The following is a 17,058-nucleotide window of genomic DNA, read 5'->3' as shown; positions in this document are numbered from 1 at the left end:
CCGGACGCCCCGCGTCCGGATCCAGCCGCTCCGCTTCGAACTCTACGTCAACTCAGCGGAGGCGTCAGGCCCGGCAGAGTGACCTGGATCCGGCAGCCCCGAGGTGATTCGGCCACTCCGATCGCGCCGCCGTGCAGATCCACCGCCCAGCGCGCGATGGCGAGCCCGAGCCCGGTCCCGCCGTCGCTGCCCGCGCCCTGCCCCTTCGCCGGGTGGCCGTGGCTGCCCCGGTTGAACCGCTCGAAGACGCGGTGCCACTCGGACTCCGGGATGCCGGGCCCCTCGTCCAAGACCTCCAGCTCCAGGGACTCGGGGTGGTATCCGCGGCGGGCACGTACCGTCACCCGCCCGTGCGGCGGAGAGTGCTTCACGGCGTTGTCGATGAGATTCGCCACCACCTGGTGGATGCGCTCCGGGTCGGCGTGCGCGGTCAGCTCCGGCGGCGAGACGTCCAGGTGCAGATGGACGTCGGTACGGGTGTGGCGGCCCGAGCCCGAGGTCATGCCGCCGCGCTGCGAGGCGGCCGAGCCGCTGAGCTGGGCCTCCTTCAGGACTCCGGAGAGATAGGGCCAGACCTCGAAGCGGCGGGCCTTGAGCGGGACCACGCCGTTGTCCAGCCGCGACAGGTCGAGCAGCGTCTCGACCAGGCGGCCCAGGCGCTCGGTCTGCTTCAGGGCCGTCCGCATGGTCTCCGGGTCGGCGCTGGAGACACCGTCCACGACGTTCTCCAGGACGGCGCGCAGCGCGGCGATCGGGGTGCGCAGCTCGTGCGAGACATTCGCCACCAGCTCCTTGCGCTGGCGGTCCTGTGCCTCCAGGTCGTCGGCCATGCGGTTGATCGTGGAGGCCAGGTCGCCCAGCTCGTCCAGGCGGTCGGCGCCGCGGACCCGCCGGGTGTAGTCACCGTTGGAGATCGAGCGGGCCACGATGTTCATCTCGTCCAGCGGCGCGGTCAGCGAGTGCGCCACGAACTGGGTGATCAGCAAGGTGGCGATCACCGAGAACACCGTGATGAACCGCAGCTCGGTCTCGGTGCGGACGGCGATCATCAGCAGACCCGTGGTGATGAACACGGAGACGACGACCAGCGTGCCGAGCTTGGCCTTCACCGAGAACGGCCGCGGCCACAGCCGGCTGCGGGCCTTGGCGTACCAGGCCGCGACGCCGCAGTGCCGGTCGTCCGCGCCGGTCATGGAGTCGGCGTCTCCAGGGCGTAGCCCACGCCGTGCACCGTACGGATCCGCTCGGCGCCGATCTTCCGGCGCAGTGCCTTGATGTGGCTGTCGACGGTGCGGGTGCCGGAGGCGTCCGCCCAGTCCCAGACCTCGGCGAGCAGCTGCTCACGGGAGAGCACGGCGCGCGGCGTGTTCGCCAGGCACACGAGCAGGTCGAACTCGGTCGGCGTGAGGTGCACGTCCTCGCTGCGCACCCGTACCCGCCGCTGCGAGTGGTCGATCTCCAGTTCGCCGAGCCGGAGGATGCCGCTGCGCGGTGTCGCCGCGGCCAGCGCGGCACGCTCGACCCGGCGCAGCAGTACGTGCACCCGGGCGGCCAGCTCGCGCATCGAGAACGGCTTGGTCATGTAGTCGTCGGCGCCCACGCCGAGGCCGACCAGCATGTCCGTCTCGTCGTCCCGCGCGGTGAGCATCAGCACCGGCACCGGGCGCTGGGCCTGCACCCGGCGGCACACCTCCAGGCCGTCGAAGCCCGGCAGCATGATGTCGAGGATCAGCAGATCGGGCTGCCAGGCCTCCGCGGTGTCCACGGCCGAGGGTCCGTCGCCCGCGGTTTGCACCAGGAATCCCTCGGCGCGCAGCCGGGCGGAGACGGCGTCCACGATCGTCGGATCGTCCTCGACGACGAGAACCCGTCGCTGGGCACCCGGTGCGGCCGTACCGGTGCCGTTGTGGGAGGTCTGTGTCTGCTCCATCGCCCCGCCCCTGACTGTGCTTTCCGGAATCCTGGCATGATTCCACGGTTGCGCTGCACGTCTGAACACGTCTGATTGATCCGGTCGCTCAGCAGAGTACGGGCAGTAACCGCCTCGCGGCTATCCAGGCCTCACCGCGAGGTGCACGGCGTCCGGTACGCCCCGCGCAACCGTGATTTCTTCGGTACGTACCTGTTCGTACCCCGCGTCCCGCAGTGCCGCCTCGAACGCGGGCGAGGGCTTGGCCGACCAGATGGCAAGCACCCCGCCGGGCGTGAGGCGGCGTTTGCAGACGGCGAGCCCCGACGGCGAGTACAGCCCGTCGTTGTCCTCGGTCACCGTCCAGTCCGGACCGTTGTCGATGTCCAGGCAGAGGACGTCGTACCGCGGCGCCCGGTCGTCCCGGAGGTGGGCGAGCAGGTCGGTACGGGCGATCGACGCTCGCGGATCCGCGAGCGCCGCGCGGGAGAGCTCGCCGAGCGGGCCGTCCAGATGCCAGTCGACGATGGCCTGCTCCCGCTCGACCACCGTGATCCGTCCCCAGCGCGGCTCGCCCGCGGCATGCGCCAGCGAGAAGCCGACCCCGAGCCCGCCGATCAGCAGCGCCGGGTCCGGCCGCCCGTCGAGCGCGCCGAGCGCCGCGTCCACGAGCAGCCGCTCGGAGCGCCCGTCGGAGGTGTCCATCAGGAAGCACCCGTTGGCGATGATCTGCAGCAGCCCGCCGTGGCGGCGAAGCACCACCTCGCCGTACGGACCCTCGCGCCGGTCGAGCACCTCCGGCGCCTCGGGCTCGTACGTGCCCGTGCGCGTGCCGCTTTTGGTGCCCGCGACGGAGTGCGCGTTGTTCGCGTTCATGGCCGTCCACTGTGCCGTACGCCTCCGACAGTGGCCGAATCCGTACGACCGCTGTCGCCGGTGCGCTGAGCGGAGTGCGGGTCAGTCCTCGCTGGGGGCCGGGGCGCCGAGGCCGTACCTCACCATCTCCCCGTCCCGGTCGAGCAGGCGCATTCCGGCCTTCTCCAGTACGCGGACGGAGGCCGGATTGGCCGTTTCCACCTGGGCCTCGACGGTGCGCACGCCCGGCGCGGTCAGTCCGTGCGCGGCGAGCGCGCGGGTCGCCTCGGTCGCGTAACCGAGGCCGCGGCGGGAGGCGACGATGCCGTAGCCGATCTCGAGTCGCCCCTCCAAGGGTGGCCAGAACAAGCCAATCGATCCGACGACCAGCCCGGTCTCCCGCTCGCTCACCGTTCGGTGCCCGAACTCCCCGAGAGCCTCCGGCCGCTCCCGCAGGAACCCCGCGATCACGGTGTCCCCCTCGGCGGGAAAGTCCTCGGCCCAGTGCGGCAGCCGGGTATTCGCCACGACCGCGTCCAGTTCCTCGTCCGTCCACGGCCGCAGCTCCAGTCGCTCGGTGACAAGGGGAGCGGGAGCGGAGGGAGAGGAGGGAGGAGGGGGAGAGATCGGAGGGGTGGGAGCGCCAGAGGAAGAAGGAGAAGAGGGAGGAGGAGGGGAAGGAAGGGAGGGCAAGCGTCGCTCCTGTCGCGGATCGGGTGCCGCGCGGAGCGCGGGCGGGCCGAGAGTAGGCGGGGGTGCGCCCCCTCTGCCACGGAATTTCGGCGCCCGGGAGGCGGTGCGAGGTGGTACGCGGAATGCGCCCGGCGAACCCGGACGTTCCCTCCCGTACGCCCCAGTCGTCACCCTCGCCGCCGTAGCGATCGCTCACAGCGAACAACCGTTGGGGAACATCCCCAGGCTCACAAGCATTGAGTGGGTATCGCTCAACTTGACTGCCGAAGGGGAGATCATGGCTGCTGAGTCCGGTGAAAACAGGGTGCCGAGCACGCTCACCCTGCCCGTGCTGCCGCTCGACGACGAGGTCGTGCTGCCCGGGATGGTGGTCCCGCTGGACCTGAACGACAACGACGTACGGGCCGCGGTCGAGGCCGCACAGGTGGCCGCGCGCAACGAGCCGGGCAAGCCGCGGGTGCTGCTGGTCCCGCGCGTCGACGGCACGTACGCGAGCACCGGTGTGCTCGGCACCGTGGAGCAGGTCGGGCGGCTGTCCGACGGTGATCCGGGTGCGCTGATCCGTGGGCACGACCGGGTCCGCATCGGTGCGGGTACCACCGGGCCGGGCGCCGCGCTGTGGGTGGAGGGCCTGCGGATCGAGGAGAAGCTGCCCGAGCCCCTGCCTGGTGCGATCACCGAACTGGTAACCGAGTACAAGGCGCTGGCCACGAGCTGGCTGCGCGACCGCGGGGCCTGGCAGATCGTGGACCGGGTGCAGCAGCTCGCCGACAGCGGCGACGTCGCGCGGCTCGCGGACAACTCCGGTTACTCGCCCTTCCTCAGCACGGCCCAGAAGATCGAACTCCTGGAGACCTCCGACCCGGTCGCCCGGCTCAAGCTCGCCACCGAGCAGCTGCGCGCGCACCTGGCCGAGCAGGAGGTGGCCGAGTCCATCGCCAAGGACGTCCAGGAGGGCGTCGACAAGCAGCAGCGCGAGTTCCTGCTGCGGCGCCAACTGGACGCCGTACGCAAGGAGTTGCGCGAGCTGAACGGCGAGGGCGGCGAGGACGGGTCCGACGACTACCGGGCCCGGGTGGAGGCCGCCGACCTGCCCGAGAAGGTGCGCGAGGCCGCGCTCAAGGAGGTCGAGAAGCTGGAGCGGTCCAGCGACCAGAGCCCCGAGGGCTCCTGGATCCGCACCTGGCTGGACACGGTGCTCGAACTGCCGTGGAACGTCCGCACCGAGGACGCGTACGACATCAGGGGCGCGCAGGCGGTGCTGGACGCCGAGCACGCAGGCCTGGACGACGTGAAGGAACGCATCACCCAGTACCTGGCCGTGCGCAAGCGCCGCGCGGACCGCGGTCTGGGCCTGGTCGGCGGGCGGCTCAACCAAGGGGCGGCGCAGAGCGCCTCGGTCGAGGGTGGTGGCGGGCGACGGGCGGGAGGCGCGGTGCTCGCGCTCGTCGGGCCGCCCGGCGTCGGCAAGACCTCGCTCGGCGAGTCCGTGGCGCACGCGATGGGCCGTGAGTTCGTGCGGGTGGCGCTCGGCGGCGTACGGGACGAGGCGGAGATCCGCGGCCACCGGCGTACGTACGTCGGGGCGCTGCCCGGGCGGATCGTGCGGGCCATCAAGGAGGCCGGGTCGATGAACCCGGTGGTGCTGCTCGACGAGATCGACAAGGTGGGCTCCGACTTCCGCGGCGACCCGGCCGCGGCGCTGCTCGAAGTGCTCGACCCGGCGCAGAACCACACCTTCCGCGACCACTACCTGGAGGTCGAACTCGACCTGAGCGACGTGGTCTTCCTTGCCACCGCCAACGTCCTGGAAGCCATTCCGGAGGCGCTGCTCGACCGGATGGAACTGGTCAGGCTGGACGGGTACACCGAGGAGGAGAAGGTCGTCATCGCCCGGGACCACCTGCTGCCGCGCCAGTTGGAGCGGGCCGGACTGGAGAGTGGTGAAGTGGCCCTGGACGACGGGGCGTTGCGCAAGCTCGCGGGTGAGTACACGCGTGAGGCGGGCGTACGCGACCTGGAACGTTCTCTCGCCCGGCTGCTGCGCAAGATCGCGGCCGAGCACGAACTCGGCAAGCGCGAACTGCCGTTCACGGTCACCGACGCGGATCTGCGGGGCCTGATCGGACGGCCGCACCATGTGCCGGAGTCGGCGCAGGACCCGGCCGAGCGCCGTACGTCGGTGCCGGGCGTGGCGACCGGCCTCGCGGTCACCGGGGCGGGCGGCGACGTGCTGTACGTGGAGGCCTCGCTGGCCGATCCGGAGACCGGTGCCTCGGGTCTGACCCTGACCGGTCAGCTCGGCGACGTGATGAAGGAGTCGGCGCAGATCGCGCTGTCCTTCCTGCGCTCGCGCGGGGCCGAACTGGAGCTGCCCGTCGCGGACTTGAAGGACCGCGGCGTGCACATCCACTTCCCGGCCGGGGCGGTGCCCAAGGACGGGCCGAGTGCCGGTGTCACCATGACGACGGCGCTGGCCTCGCTGCTCAGCGGGCGGCAGGTACGGACGGACGTGGCGATGACCGGCGAGGTCTCGCTGACCGGGCGGGTGCTGCCGATCGGCGGCGTGAAGCAGAAGCTGCTCGCCGCGCACCGCGCGGGCCTCACCACGGTGGTGATCCCCAAGCGCAACGAGGCGGACCTGGACGACGTCCCCGCCGAGGTGCTCGACAAGCTCGACGTGCACGCCGTCTCGGATGTCCGACAGGTGCTCGAACTGGCCCTGGAACCGGCCATGGACGGGGTCGAGCGGATCCCGGTCGCGGCCTGAGCCGTCCGGTCGTGGCCCGAGCGTCCCTCGGTCCACGACCGTGCGTGTCCCCGTCCGTCACCACCCGGTGGCGGACGGGGACACGGGTATGTCCCGGTCGGGGCTCAGCCGTTGGCGAGCGCCACGACGCGGTCGTAGGCGCCGTTGAACTTGTTGTGGTCGCCGACGATCGGTCCCGAGGAGGTGTACTGCCACATCGTCTGGAAGCCCCAGCCGGCCGGGAGCTCGCCCGGGCTGGTGTTGTAACGGGCGATCCACAGTGGGTGGTTGACGGCGAACCCGGCGTAGTTGCCGGTGCAGGTCTTCCACCAACTGGTGGCCGTGTAGATCACTGGGTAGCGGCCGGTGCGGGCCTTGTAGCGGTTCACGAAGTCCCAGATCCAGGCGACCATGGTGGCCTGCGACAGGCCGTAGCACTGCGCGCCGTACGGGTTCCACTCGATGTCCAGCGCGCCCGGCAGCGTCTTGCCGTCCCGCGACCAGCCGCCGCCGTTGTTCACGAAGAAGTCGGCCTGTGCCGCGCCGGAGGCCGTGTTCGGGGTGGCGAAGTGGTACGCGCCGCGGATCATGCCGACGTTGTACGAGCCGTTGTACTGCTGCGCGAAGTAGGGGTTCTCGTAGTACGTCCCCTCGGTGGCCTTGACGTAGGCCCACTTCACGCCGCTGGACCACAGCGCGGGCCAGTTCACATTGCCCTGGTGGCTGCTGACGTCGACGCCCTCGGTCTGTTCCGCCGTGACGCCCAGGGGCAGCGGGCCCTGGCCGTCGTGCGGGATGACACCCATTCCGAGGTGGGCGGAGCCGCGCTGGGGCTTGGCGGCGGGGGAGCCGTCGGCGGCCGCGGCGGGGAGGGTCAGGAGCAGTGAGAGAACTGCGAGCAGGACGCCGAACACGGTGCGGCGTGAGCGGCGGGGGGATCCGGATCTCTGCACGGGCATTCGTGCCTCCGAAGGGCCTCTGGAGCTCGGGAGAGGGGCGAGCTCAGTGGGCGACTGCCGTGGTCCGACGGGCTGTTGGGGGGAGCGCTTGTCGGTGGCATGTCATTACTGAAGCTACGCACGTAGAACCCCATGGGGAAGGGGGCCCGGAGCACGCCGTTGGTCCAGACCTGGGAAATACTGGTAAGAGCTGCGGTGACGTCGGACCGCGGCGGGGATTTTTCCGCGACAGGGCCTCGCGCGGGGCCGGGCAGGATGGGCGCTGACGTGCACGAGAACGAGAACGCCGCGGGACGCGGTGCCGGGCAGGAGGCGGCCGCCGCGGGTGCCGACCCCGAATTCCTCGCCCTGGAACGGGAGATGGGCCTGCTGCTGCGCCGGGCCCGCGCCACCTCCGGCGAGATGGCGCGCGAGATGCACCCCGACCTGGAGCCCGCGGCCTACGGGCTGCTCCAGTGTCTGGAACAGTCCGGCGCCCGGCGGGCCACCGAACTCGCCGCGTTCATCGGCGTCGGCAAGGCCACCGTGAGCCGCCAGCTGCGCGCCCTGGAGGAGCTCGGCATCGTCACCCGCGAGCCGGACCCGGCCGACGGCCGCGCCTCCCTGATCCGGCTCACCGAACCCGGCCGCAGCCGCTTCCGCGCCGTACGCGACGCCCGGCGCAAGCGCTATGTACACCGCCTCGCGGACTGGGACCGTACCGAGGTCGCCGAACTGGCCCGGCTGCTCGGCAAGTTGAACGCCGCGCAGGACTCGGGGGAGGAGTCCCGGCGGTGAGCCGGGGGCGGTGAGGGTGAGGCCGGTGGCGGGCGGGATCGGCGACCCTCCGGTGCCGCGCCGCGCCGCACCACGCGAGGAACCCGTACGAGCGCCCCACTCCCTGGGAGCCCCGGAACCCCCAGAGCCCCCGTGGCCCTCAGAACTCCACGAACCCCACGGCCACATCGTCATGTGTCTTGCCGTGGCGCAGAAAGATCCGTTCCTCGATGTCCGCGAGTTCCAGGGCGCGCACCCGGTCGATGAGCGCCTCGCCGCCCTCCTTGCGGATCAGCGCGAAGCAGTCCCGCCAGTTGCCCTCGCGGAACTTCTCCACCCAGCGGGTCGCGCCGTCGGTCAGCGCGGCGAGGGCGCTCACCTCGGCGCGCGGCAGAACGGCGGTCACCGCGCGGTCCGCGACCGAGGGATCGGCCGCGGCCGTGAAGAAGCCGCCCTCCTTGTTGCGCAGATCCGCGTCCACCCGGGCCGCGCTGGCCAGACTGCCGTGCGGCAGACGGCCGATGCGGTCGTCGAGGTACGCGGTGACGGCGCCGTCCGGGTGCTCGACGAGCAGAGCGGAGTCGGACAGTACGAGAAGTTCCAGATGTGTGTCGTCCCAGCGGGCGAGGACCACGGTCGCCTGAGGGGTGCGGGAGTGAGAAAGGTCACAGGTTTGGGAGTGTGAATCGGCGGTGCGGCGGATTGCCTTGGCCAGAATCTGAGTCAGCGTCAGATCTCGTCGGGAAACGGACAGTTCACCCAGGGCGCCGCCGAGCCGCGCGGTGAACCACGGCACCGAGTGCACACATCCGTAGTCCCCCTTCGGTGGGGTCACCCCGTCCAGCAGGACCAGCGTTCCACCGAGGCCCGACGCGGGAACGGCGATCGACAGATAGTCCTCGTTGGGGCGGGCCGCCTCGCCGGGCCGGGTCGCGAGTTCGATGCGCATGGGGCCAGTCTGCCCGAGCCGGGGTACCGGGTGCCGTTGCCCGGGTCACTGTGGTGCGGCGCCCGGGAATGCAGGCGTATGCACAGGTCAGCCGCCTGGAATGGCCCGGAATGAGACCCTCCGGGAAAAGCGCAAAGGCGCATCCTGCCAAAGCCCGCGAGCCCCGTCCACCCGTGGCTTGAATGAGGGCTCACGGGCGCGCGGGCGCGACTTGCCCGTCAACTCTCGCTCGATGTTCACTCCTTCACGTGGCCGGTGGGGCGATGTGCGTTCACGGTTCACGGGCGCTGGAATGGTCGGGTGCCGTACCGGGTAGGGCGCTCGAGTTGACGGATCGTCACCCGGGCTGAGTGGCGGACGAGTCAGGATTGCGAGCACCGGTGCAAAAAATGCGGCCTCGGAGCAAGGGCGCGCAGGCGGACTCCCAGGAGGCCGCCACGTCCGGCGGCAGGCGTCGCGCGCGAGTGCGCAACAGACTGGTCGTCGCCGTGGCCGTGGTGGCCGCCGCGGTGGCCGGAGCCGGGGCACCCGGGATCCTCGCCGCCTCCGGTGATCTCAGCGACTCCCAGGACCTGTTGACGCTCTCCGAGCAGACCCAGTCCGCGCTGGCCCTCGCCCACGCCCTGGCCGACGAACGCGACGAGGTCACCGCCCGGCTGGCCGCGGGCGAGCGCAACGGTGTCGAGCCCGGCAGCAAGCACCGCGCGCGGGTGGACCGCCAGGTACGCGAACTGCGGGTGGACGCACCCGACGACCTGCGCCGCGCCCTCGACACCCTCCCCGCCGCCCGGCGTACCGCCCAGCAGAAGGGCACCGGGGCACTCGACGCGCACCGCGCCTACACCAAGACCCTCACCGCCCTGCACCAGCTCGCCGAGAGGCTCGCCGAGCGGATCCCCGCCCGGGCCCCCGGCGGCTCGCACGCACTCGCCGAACTCGACACCGCCGTACAGCAGTCCTCGGCCGCCCGCGGGCTGCTGCTCGCCGCGCTGTCGATGCCGCGCGGCACCGAGATCACCGTCATCGACCCGGTCACCGGACTGCCGAGGACCGAGTACGAGGAGTCGCGCACCGACCGCGAGCGGCGCCGCGCGCTCACCGAGGCCGCCCAGCGCGCGCACCAGCGCTCCGAGGTGGCGCTCGCCGACTTCCACGACAACGCGCCCGCCAAGTCGGTGGCCTCCTACGACTCGACGGTGACCGGCTCCCGCGTCGGCGACGCCGAGGACTACCTGGCCCGGCTCACCGACGAGCCCGCCCTCTCCAAGAGCGAACTCGGCCTGGACCGCGGCAAGGTGGACCGGGCCCTGGTCGCCCGTATCGAGACGATGCGCGGCGCCGAGTCCTCCCTGAACGTCCGGCGCAGCGAGCAACTCGCCGAACTGCGCGACGAGGACGTCACCGCCCTGGAGATCCGGGCCGTACTGCTCGGCCTCTGCGTCCTGCTCGCCGCCGGTTTCTCGATGGCCACCTTCCGCTCGGTCACCCGGCCGCTCGCGGTGCTGCGCATCGGCTCGGCGCGGGTCGCGGCCGAGCCCGCGACCGAGGAGCCGATCCGCTTCACCGGCAGGAACGACGAGTTCGCCGGGGTGGTCGACTCGGTCAACGCCCTGCACGCGCACGCGATCGCCCTGCACGAGCGCATCGGCACCCTCGACGGCGAGCGCCGCCACCTCATCGGACAGCGGCAGATGCTCGCCGAGGAGCGCGAGGGCCTGCGCGAGCAACTCGCCCACACCCAGGCCCAGCTGGAGCGGATGGAACACAACGTCCACTCCACCTTCGTCAGCCTGGCGCTGCGCACCCTCGGACTCGTGGAGCGCCAACTGGCCGTCATCGAACGGCTGGAGGACCGCGAGCAGGACCCGGACCGGCTGTCCACCCTCTTCAAGCTCGACCACTTCGCCACCCTGATGCGGCGGCACAGCGAGAACCTCCTCGTCCTCGCGGGCACCGAGCACCGCCAGCCCGACCCCGGACCCGTCCCGCTGATCGACGTGGTCCGCGCCGCCGTCAGCGAGATCGAGCGCTACGAACGGGTCCGGGTCACCGCCCTGCCCGCGCACGCCCACATCGCGGGCTTCGCCGCCGACGACCTCAGCCACCTCCTCGCCGAACTCCTCGACAACGCCGCCGCGTTCTCCCCGCCGGACACTCCGGTCGAGATCTCCGGCTGGCTCCTGGAGAACGGCGACATCATGCTCTCCGCCGCCGACGAGGGCATCGGCCTCGACACGGAACGGCTGCGCGCCCTCAACGCGCGCCTGTGCGACTTCGACCCCGACGAGCCCTACATCAGATCCGAGGACGAGGACCCCGAGGGCGGCCTCGGACTCGGCCTCTACGTGGCGGGCCGCCTCGCCCACCGACTGCGTGTACGGGTGCAGTTGCGGGCGCAGAAGACCGGCGGTGTCGCCGCCGTCCTCGTCCTCCCGAAGACCGTCCTCACCGCGGCCCCCGCCGCCACCAAGGCACCGCAGCAGTCCGCCCCCGTCCCCGGCACCACGCCCGGCCTGCGCCTGCCCGGCTTCGAGGCGGAGTCCAACTCCAATGCGCTGGCGGGGCGTTCGGGGCGGGTGCGGGGCGCCGGGCAGGAGGGGGCGGAGGGCGAGGCCGAGGTCGAGGCCGGAGCGGTGGTGGCCGACGCCGATCCCGAGGCCGCTGCTGAAGTGGTGTCCGAGGACGTGGCCTCCGAGGCCGATGTGGTGGCTGAGGCCGAGACGGTCCAACAGTCCACGTCGGTACGGATGTCCGCGGGTGCCGGAGCCCGGGATCCCCTGATCGCTGCGGCGGAGCGGGCGATCAGGGCGGCTGAGGCCGAAGCTGAGGCGGAGTCCGAGGCCGAGGCGGAGTCCGAGGGCGGTGAGTCCTCGGACGGAGGGTTCTCGGACGGACGGTCCTCGGACCGGGGAGCCGCGGATTACGTATCCGTGGACCGAGAGCCCTCGGACTCTGCACCCCTGGATCACGGGTCCCTGGACTACGGGTCCCTGGACTACGGGCCCCTGGACGACGGATCCCAGGATCACGACTCCCAGGACCAGCACTCCCAGGGCCCCGACTTCCAGGACCCCGACTCCCAGGACCCCACAGCCGTCCCCGAAGAGCACTCCACGGCCGCCTCGTACGAACCCTCCCCCTTCGCCGACGGACCGTACGCCACCGCCCCGCGCACCGACCCCGAGCAGCGCGAGCCCGCGGACGTGCCGATCCCCTCGGACGTCCTGCCCCGGCAGCGCGCCGCCGAGGACGCGTACGGCACGGACGACCCGTACGCCATAGGCCCCGACCGCCACGAGCGCGCCGACGACGAGACCCTGCCGCTCGGGCCGCCGCTGACCGACGCCGGACCGCAGGCGACGGACAGTGGCCCGCAGCCCACGGATGCCGGGCCGCAACCGACGGACGCCGGGCCGCCGTCGAACACCGAGCCGTCGCCGACGGATCCCGCCGAGAGCCCCGAACCCGCGGCCGAAGGCCCCCCGATCCAGGGCACGGGCCCGGAACCCGCCCAGTGGAACCGGGTCACGGACAAGGGGCTGCCGAAGCGGACGCCGAGGATCGCGGCACCCGTTCCGGCACCGGCACCGCGCAGTGGCGGCGTCGACCCCCAGGAACTGCGCCGCAGGCTCGGTGGTTTCCACCGCGGCTCGCTCGCGGGCCGACGGGACGCCGACGCCGAGTTCGCCGAGAAGACCGCCGAGCACCAAGCACCGGGGGACCCAGTCGAGGAGGCAACCAGTTGACTGCTCCCATGCGCACGTCCCGTAACGGCCGATCGGAGAACGGACCACCGCGCGAGCAGCCGAGACTGAGCAGTGAGGCCCAGAACCTTCAGTGGCTGCTGACCAATCTGGTGGAGGAGGTGCCCGGACTGCGCTCGGTGGCGGTCGTCTCCTCGGACGGTCTGCTGCTGCTCACCTCGGACCACGAGCGTGCCGCGCGGGGCGAGCGCGCGGGACGCAAGGAGGCCACCGGCCGTCCGGACCGGTCCCGTCCGCAGGCACCCGGCGGCCAGGGGCCGCAGGGTTCGAGCGGCGACCTCGCCACGCTGATGGCCGGGATCGGCAGCCTCACCATCGGCGCCGCCAAGCTGATGGACGGCGGCAAGGTCAAGCAGACGATGATCGCGATGGAGCAGGGCAACCTGTTCGTGATGTCGATCAGCGACGGCTCGCTGCTCGGCGCGCACGCCGCGCCCGACTGCGACATGAGCGTCGTCGCGTACCACATGGCCCTCTTCGTCGGACGGGCCGGGCATGTCCTCACTCCCGAACTCCGCAGCGAACTGCGTCTGTCGATGGAGAGCGCACAGTGAGCACGCCCAAGCTCCCCTCCCGCGGTGGCGACGCCAAGCCCGCCCGGGTACGGCCCTATTCGCTCACCGGCGGCCGTACCCGCTTCGGGCACGTGCTGCTCGTGGAGACCTTCGTGGCGGCGCTCGAAGCTCCCCCGGAGCGCCCCGAGCTGGTCAGGGGTTCGCTGTCCACCCGGGTCATGCCGGAGATGCGGGCGATCGTCGAACTCTGCCGCCGGATGCGTACTGTGGCCGAGGTCGCCGCCCTGCTGAGGATGCCGCTCGGCGTGGTCCGGGTGCTGCTCAGCGATCTCGCCGACCAGGGAAAGATCCGTGTGTACGGAACCGGTCACGGCCCGGGCCAGCCGGACCGCGCACTGCTTGAAAGGGTGCTGGATGGACTCCGCCGTCTCTGAACTGTCCACCGCCGAGGGCCTGTCCGCAGCGCGGGAGCCCGTGTCCGAGGAGGAACTGCGGTCCTGGCAGCTGGACCGTACCCGGGCGCCGATAGCCACCAAGATCGTGGTGGCGGGCGGATTCGGCGTCGGCAAGACGACGATGGTGACCACGGTCTCGGAGATCACGCCGTTGCAGACCGAGGCTCTGATGACCGAGGCCTCCACCGGTACGGACGACCTGTCCGCGACGCCGGAGAAGACCAGCACCACGGTCGCCATGGACTACGGGCGCATCACCCTCGACGACGACCTGGTCCTCTACCTCTTCGGCACCCCGGGCCAGCAGCGCTTCTGGTTCATGTGGGACGACCTGGTGCGCGGTGCGATCGGCGCGGTGGTCCTCGCCGACACCCGGCGCCTGGCCGAATGCTTCCCGGCGCTCGACTACTTCGAGAGCTGCGGACTGCCGTACATCGTCGCCGTCAACCACTTCGAGGGCACCGAGAGGTTCGACGAGGCGGACGTGCGGGAGGCGTTGAGCGTGCCGACCCGGATCCCCGTTCTCGTGATGGACGCGCGTAAACGGGTCCCGGCCATCGAGACGCTGCTCACCCTGGTCCGTCACGCACTCGAACTCAGCCCGGAGCCGGACACCGACGGCGCGTAGGTCGCGTCGGTATGGGCACGGGTACGGGCATGCGTACGGGCACCGGCACGGGTGTGAGCACGGGTCGGGGCCCGAGGGGGCGCGATCCCTGCCCGCGCGCCCGCGTTCGCGCCGGTGCCCGAGCCCGCGCGCCACACGGTCTCCCGCCCCCACCTGCCCCGTCCCTGTCCCCGTCCCCCTCCCCGTAGGAGAAGCACCCGCCATGCGGAAAATACTCGTCGTAGGAGCCGGTCAGTCCGGACTCCAGCTCGCCCTCGGCCTCCAGTCGCACGGGTACGAGGTCACCCTGATGTCCAACAGGACCGCCGAGGAGATCCGTTCGGGCCGGGTCATGTCGACCCAGTGCATGTTCCCGATCGCCCTCGGCCACGAGCGCGAACTCGGCCTGAACTTCTGGGAGAACGAGGCGCCGAAGATCACCGCCCTCGGTGTCTCGGTCGCGGGCCCGCCGTCCGAGGACGCCCCCGAGGGGCCGCTGCCGCGGATCATCGACTGGGCCGGCACCCTGGACGGCTTCGCGCAGTCCGTCGACCAGCGCCTGAAGATGGCGGGCTGGATGGACACCTTCGCGGACCGCGGCGGCCAGATCGTCATCCACGGCGCCACCGTGTCCGACCTGGACTTCTTCTCCCGTACGTACGACCTGGTCCTGGTCTCCGCGGGCAAGGGCGAGCTGGTCTCGATGTTCGAGCGCGACGCGTCCCGCTCCCCGTACGACGCCCCACAGCGCGCCCTGGCCGTCTCCTATGTGACCGGCCTCGGCTACCGGCCCGAGCTGCCCGACACCGAGTCGGTCCGCTGCAACCTGGTGCCCGGCGTCGGCGAACTGTTCGTGATGCCGACCCTGACCACCTCGGGCCGCGCGGACATCCTGTTCTGGGAGGGCATCCCGGGCGGGCCGCTGGACGTCTTCGGTTCGGTGCAGGACCCCGCCGAGCACCTGAAGCTGACCCTGGCGCTCATGGAGCGGTTCACGCCCTGGGAGTACGCCCGCGCCACCAAGGTCGAGCTGACCGATGCCGGGGGCACGCTCTCGGGCCGGTACGCACCCACCGTGCGCAAGCCCGTCGGACGGCTGCCCTCGGGCGGCGCGGTGCTCGGCGTCGCCGATGTCGTGGTCGCCAACGACCCCATCACCGGCCAGGGTTCGAACTCCGCGGCCAAGTGCGCCGCCGCCTATCTCGCCGCCATCGTGGAGCACGGCGACAAGGAGTTCGACGCGGACTGGATGCAGCGGACCTTCGACCGCTACTGGGACAGCGCCCAGCACGTGACCAAGTGGACCAACGCCATGCTCGGCGCCCCGCCGGAGCACGTCCTGAACCTCATCGGCGCCGCCGGTCAACTCCCGCCCGTCGCCGACCGTTTCGTGAACGGCTTCAACGACCCCTCCGACTTCGAGAACTACTTCTTCGACCCGGCGAAGACTCAGGCGTACCTGGCCCAGGTCGCCGCGGCGGCCCCGCAGGCGTAGCGGGCACCCGGAACCACACCGCCCCCGTAACCCCGGTGGGGCCTGCCTGGCCCATCCGGTCCGCCCGGTCCACTCCCGCCGAACCCCTGATCCGATCCCGCCATGGCGTTCTTCGGCAGGGCAGGGGGGCTCCAGTTCGTGACGGCCGGGGCGCCCGGATCGGGGCGTACGGCGCCGATCGGCGGGTTGGAGGCCAGGGGCGAGACCTTGACGCTCGCCCCGGGGCGCGGGGCCTGGACGACCAGTCCGCCGCCGAGGTAGACGGCGACATGGGTGGCGCCGGGGAAGTACACGACCAGGTCGCCGGGCCGCAGTTCGGACATCGGCACATGGGGCAGCCTGCGCCACTGGTCCTGACTGGTGCGGGGGATGGCCCGGCCCGCGTGCCGCCAGGCCTTCGAGGTGAGCCCCGAGCAGTCGAACGCGCCGGGCCCGGCCGCGCCCCACCGATAGGGCTTGCCGATCTGCCGCACCGCGTACCGCACGGCCCGGTCGCCGGCGCGCGAGGGCAGCCGGTGGCCGCTCTGCGCCCCCGCGGTGAGGAAGGACCGCTGGGCCGTGCCGAGTCCGGGGCCAAGGAGCGGCGGCGAGGGGTGCGCGAGAGAGGACAACTGGTCCGGGCCGAGCCCGGCGAGCAGTTCCTCGACCCGCTTGAGCTGCCCGTGCACCGCGTCCCGCTGGCGCCCCAGACGCCCGGTGAGCTTGCGCTGTTCGCCGAGCGCCTTGCGGGCCTCGTGGCTGAGGTGCGCCGTGCGGTGCTCGGTCCGCTCCAGCCGTTCCACCAGGGCGGTCCGCCGCTCGGAGAGCCGCCCGATCACATGGCTCTCGTCCAGCGCCTGCTGCGGGTCCCGGGCGAGCAGCAGTCGCAGGTACGGGGAGAGTCCGCTGCGTCCCTGGTACTGCTCCCGCGCCAGTTGCCCGGCCTTGAGCCGTCCCTGGTGCAGCGCGGTCCGGGCGGTCGCGAGTTCGCGGTTGAGCCCCTTGACCTTGGTCCGCTGCCGCTTGAGCCGCTCGGCGGCGGACTGGTACCGCTCGGTGGTCTGCTGGGTGCGCCGGTACAGCCCCTGGAGTTCCGTGAGCAGTTCGGCCACCGAACTCTCCCCGGGGCCGGGCACCGCGGGCGCCGCCTCGGCCGTACCGGGCGCGGTGGCGAGGGCACCGGCCACCAGACCCGCGGTGGCCGCCGTGCAGACCCACCGCACATGTCTGCCTGACACGTCATCACCTCCGGAACGGGACGGAGGGTCCGCCCCGCTGCGCCGAGCATCGGTCGGCACACCCGTCCGCGAGCGCACCCGGGCCGGTGCCACGGGTACAGGTCACTCGTCCAGAGGCGGACCGGACGGTGCGAA

General features: G+C 71.8%; 14 protein-coding genes. 7 read left to right on the top strand and 7 right to left on the bottom strand.

Features of this window, described 5'->3' with window-relative positions; translation table 11 throughout:
• Window positions 1-47: 47 nt before the first annotated feature.
• The 4 genes from HUT18_RS24770 to HUT18_RS24755 all read right to left on the bottom strand — a co-directional run bounded on the left by HUT18_RS24770 (window position 48) and on the right by HUT18_RS24755 (window position 3,292).
• Window positions 48-1,193 (bottom strand): HAMP domain-containing sensor histidine kinase, encoded by a 1,146-nt coding sequence (locus HUT18_RS24770; RefSeq protein WP_176102755.1) that lies wholly within the window; start codon window positions 1,191-1,193, stop codon window positions 48-50.
• Window positions 1,190-1,930, bottom strand: coding sequence for a response regulator transcription factor (locus HUT18_RS24765; protein ID WP_176102754.1), 741 nt, complete (start codon window positions 1,928-1,930; stop codon window positions 1,190-1,192). Before HUT18_RS24765 ends, HUT18_RS24770 begins: the two co-directional genes overlap by 4 nt.
• Window positions 1,931-2,050: 120 nt before the next feature.
• On the bottom strand, window positions 2,051-2,785 hold the full coding sequence (locus HUT18_RS24760; RefSeq protein WP_254878792.1) for a spermidine synthase: 735 nt from the start codon (window positions 2,783-2,785) through the stop codon (window positions 2,051-2,053).
• An 81-nt stretch (window positions 2,786-2,866) separates the two neighbouring features.
• Window positions 2,867-3,292: a GNAT family N-acetyltransferase gene (locus HUT18_RS24755; protein ID WP_254878791.1), complete on the bottom strand. Its 426-nt coding sequence runs from the start codon at window positions 3,290-3,292 to the stop codon at window positions 2,867-2,869.
• A 442-nt stretch (window positions 3,293-3,734) separates the two neighbouring features.
• On the opposite strand from HUT18_RS24755, the gene lon reads away from it, so the two are divergent.
• The gene (gene lon / locus HUT18_RS24750) at window positions 3,735-6,227 is read left to right on the top strand and encodes an endopeptidase La (protein ID WP_176102753.1); all 2,493 of its coding nucleotides are present in this window, start codon (window positions 3,735-3,737) and stop codon (window positions 6,225-6,227) included.
• A 104-nt stretch (window positions 6,228-6,331) separates the two neighbouring features.
• Here lon and HUT18_RS24745 read toward each other — a convergent pair whose 3' ends face one another.
• Complete coding sequence (locus HUT18_RS24745) at window positions 6,332-7,165, bottom strand: lysozyme (RefSeq protein ID WP_176102752.1); 834 nt, start codon at window positions 7,163-7,165, stop codon at window positions 6,332-6,334.
• Window positions 7,166-7,432: 267 nt separating this feature from the next.
• Between HUT18_RS24745 and HUT18_RS24740 the strand changes: the two genes are divergently transcribed.
• Window positions 7,433-7,942 (top strand): MarR family winged helix-turn-helix transcriptional regulator, encoded by a 510-nt coding sequence (locus HUT18_RS24740; RefSeq protein WP_254878790.1) that lies wholly within the window; start codon window positions 7,433-7,435, stop codon window positions 7,940-7,942.
• Between the two features lie 139 nt (window positions 7,943-8,081).
• Here HUT18_RS24740 and HUT18_RS24735 read toward each other — a convergent pair whose 3' ends face one another.
• Window positions 8,082-8,870, bottom strand: coding sequence for a protein phosphatase 2C domain-containing protein (locus HUT18_RS24735; protein WP_176102750.1), 789 nt, complete (start codon window positions 8,868-8,870; stop codon window positions 8,082-8,084).
• Between the two features lie 389 nt (window positions 8,871-9,259).
• Here HUT18_RS24735 and HUT18_RS24730 point away from each other — a divergent pair, with 389 nt between their 5' ends.
• From HUT18_RS24730 to HUT18_RS24710, 5 genes are all read left to right on the top strand, one after another.
• Window positions 9,260-12,616: a nitrate- and nitrite sensing domain-containing protein gene (locus HUT18_RS24730; RefSeq protein ID WP_176102749.1), complete on the top strand. Its 3,357-nt coding sequence runs from the start codon at window positions 9,260-9,262 to the stop codon at window positions 12,614-12,616.
• A gap of 8 nt (window positions 12,617-12,624) precedes the next feature.
• Window positions 12,625-13,188 (top strand): roadblock/LC7 domain-containing protein, encoded by a 564-nt coding sequence (locus tag HUT18_RS24725; RefSeq protein WP_176102748.1) that lies wholly within the window; start codon window positions 12,625-12,627, stop codon window positions 13,186-13,188.
• A complete protein-coding gene (locus HUT18_RS24720; RefSeq protein ID WP_176102747.1) occupies window positions 13,185-13,583 on the top strand; it encodes a DUF742 domain-containing protein in 399 nt (132 codons plus the stop codon). The genes HUT18_RS24725 and HUT18_RS24720 overlap by 4 nt, the downstream gene beginning before the upstream one ends.
• On the top strand, window positions 13,564-14,232 hold the full coding sequence (locus HUT18_RS24715) for an ATP/GTP-binding protein (protein ID WP_176102746.1): 669 nt from the start codon (window positions 13,564-13,566) through the stop codon (window positions 14,230-14,232). The genes HUT18_RS24720 and HUT18_RS24715 overlap by 20 nt, the downstream gene beginning before the upstream one ends.
• 202 nt (window positions 14,233-14,434) lie before the next feature.
• Complete coding sequence (locus tag HUT18_RS24710) at window positions 14,435-15,706, top strand: styrene monooxygenase/indole monooxygenase family protein (protein WP_176102745.1); 1,272 nt, start codon at window positions 14,435-14,437, stop codon at window positions 15,704-15,706.
• Here the strand turns inward: HUT18_RS24710 and HUT18_RS24705 are convergent.
• Window positions 15,661-16,923, bottom strand: a complete 1,263-nt coding sequence (locus HUT18_RS24705; RefSeq protein ID WP_176102744.1) for an NlpC/P60 family protein — start codon at window positions 16,921-16,923, stop codon at window positions 15,661-15,663. The two genes, HUT18_RS24710 and HUT18_RS24705, sit on opposite strands and share 46 nt — an antisense overlap.
• Window positions 16,924-17,058: the final 135 nt, after the last annotated feature.

Origin of the sequence: Streptomyces sp. NA04227 (assembly GCF_013364195.1) — a bacterium.
Classification (GTDB): domain Bacteria; phylum Actinomycetota; class Actinomycetes; order Streptomycetales; family Streptomycetaceae; genus Streptomyces.
Note: the sequence above shows the minus strand (reverse complement) of the source record. Positions and strands in the feature narration are given on the sequence as shown.

Excerpts from the sequence above, each read along its gene's own strand:
- HUT18_RS24770 (WP_176102755.1), bottom strand. The coding sequence starts at position 1,193 with ATGACCGGCGCGGACGACCGGCACTGCGGCGTCGCGGCCTGGTACGCC.
- HUT18_RS24765 (WP_176102754.1), bottom strand. The coding sequence starts at position 1,930 with ATGGAGCAGACACAGACCTCCCACAACGGCACCGGTACGGCCGCACCG.
- HUT18_RS24760 (WP_254878792.1), bottom strand. The coding sequence starts at position 2,785 with ATGAACGCGAACAACGCGCACTCCGTCGCGGGCACCAAAAGCGGCACG.
- lon (WP_176102753.1), top strand. The coding sequence starts at position 3,735 with ATGGCTGCTGAGTCCGGTGAAAACAGGGTGCCGAGCACGCTCACCCTG.
- HUT18_RS24745 (WP_176102752.1), bottom strand. The coding sequence starts at position 7,165 with ATGCCCGTGCAGAGATCCGGATCCCCCCGCCGCTCACGCCGCACCGTG.
- HUT18_RS24735 (WP_176102750.1), bottom strand. The coding sequence starts at position 8,870 with ATGCGCATCGAACTCGCGACCCGGCCCGGCGAGGCGGCCCGCCCCAAC.
- HUT18_RS24730 (WP_176102749.1), top strand. The coding sequence starts at position 9,260 with ATGCGGCCTCGGAGCAAGGGCGCGCAGGCGGACTCCCAGGAGGCCGCC.
- HUT18_RS24725 (WP_176102748.1), top strand. The coding sequence starts at position 12,625 with ATGCGCACGTCCCGTAACGGCCGATCGGAGAACGGACCACCGCGCGAG.
- HUT18_RS24715 (WP_176102746.1), top strand. The coding sequence starts at position 13,564 with ATGGACTCCGCCGTCTCTGAACTGTCCACCGCCGAGGGCCTGTCCGCA.
- HUT18_RS24710 (WP_176102745.1), top strand. The coding sequence starts at position 14,435 with ATGCGGAAAATACTCGTCGTAGGAGCCGGTCAGTCCGGACTCCAGCTC.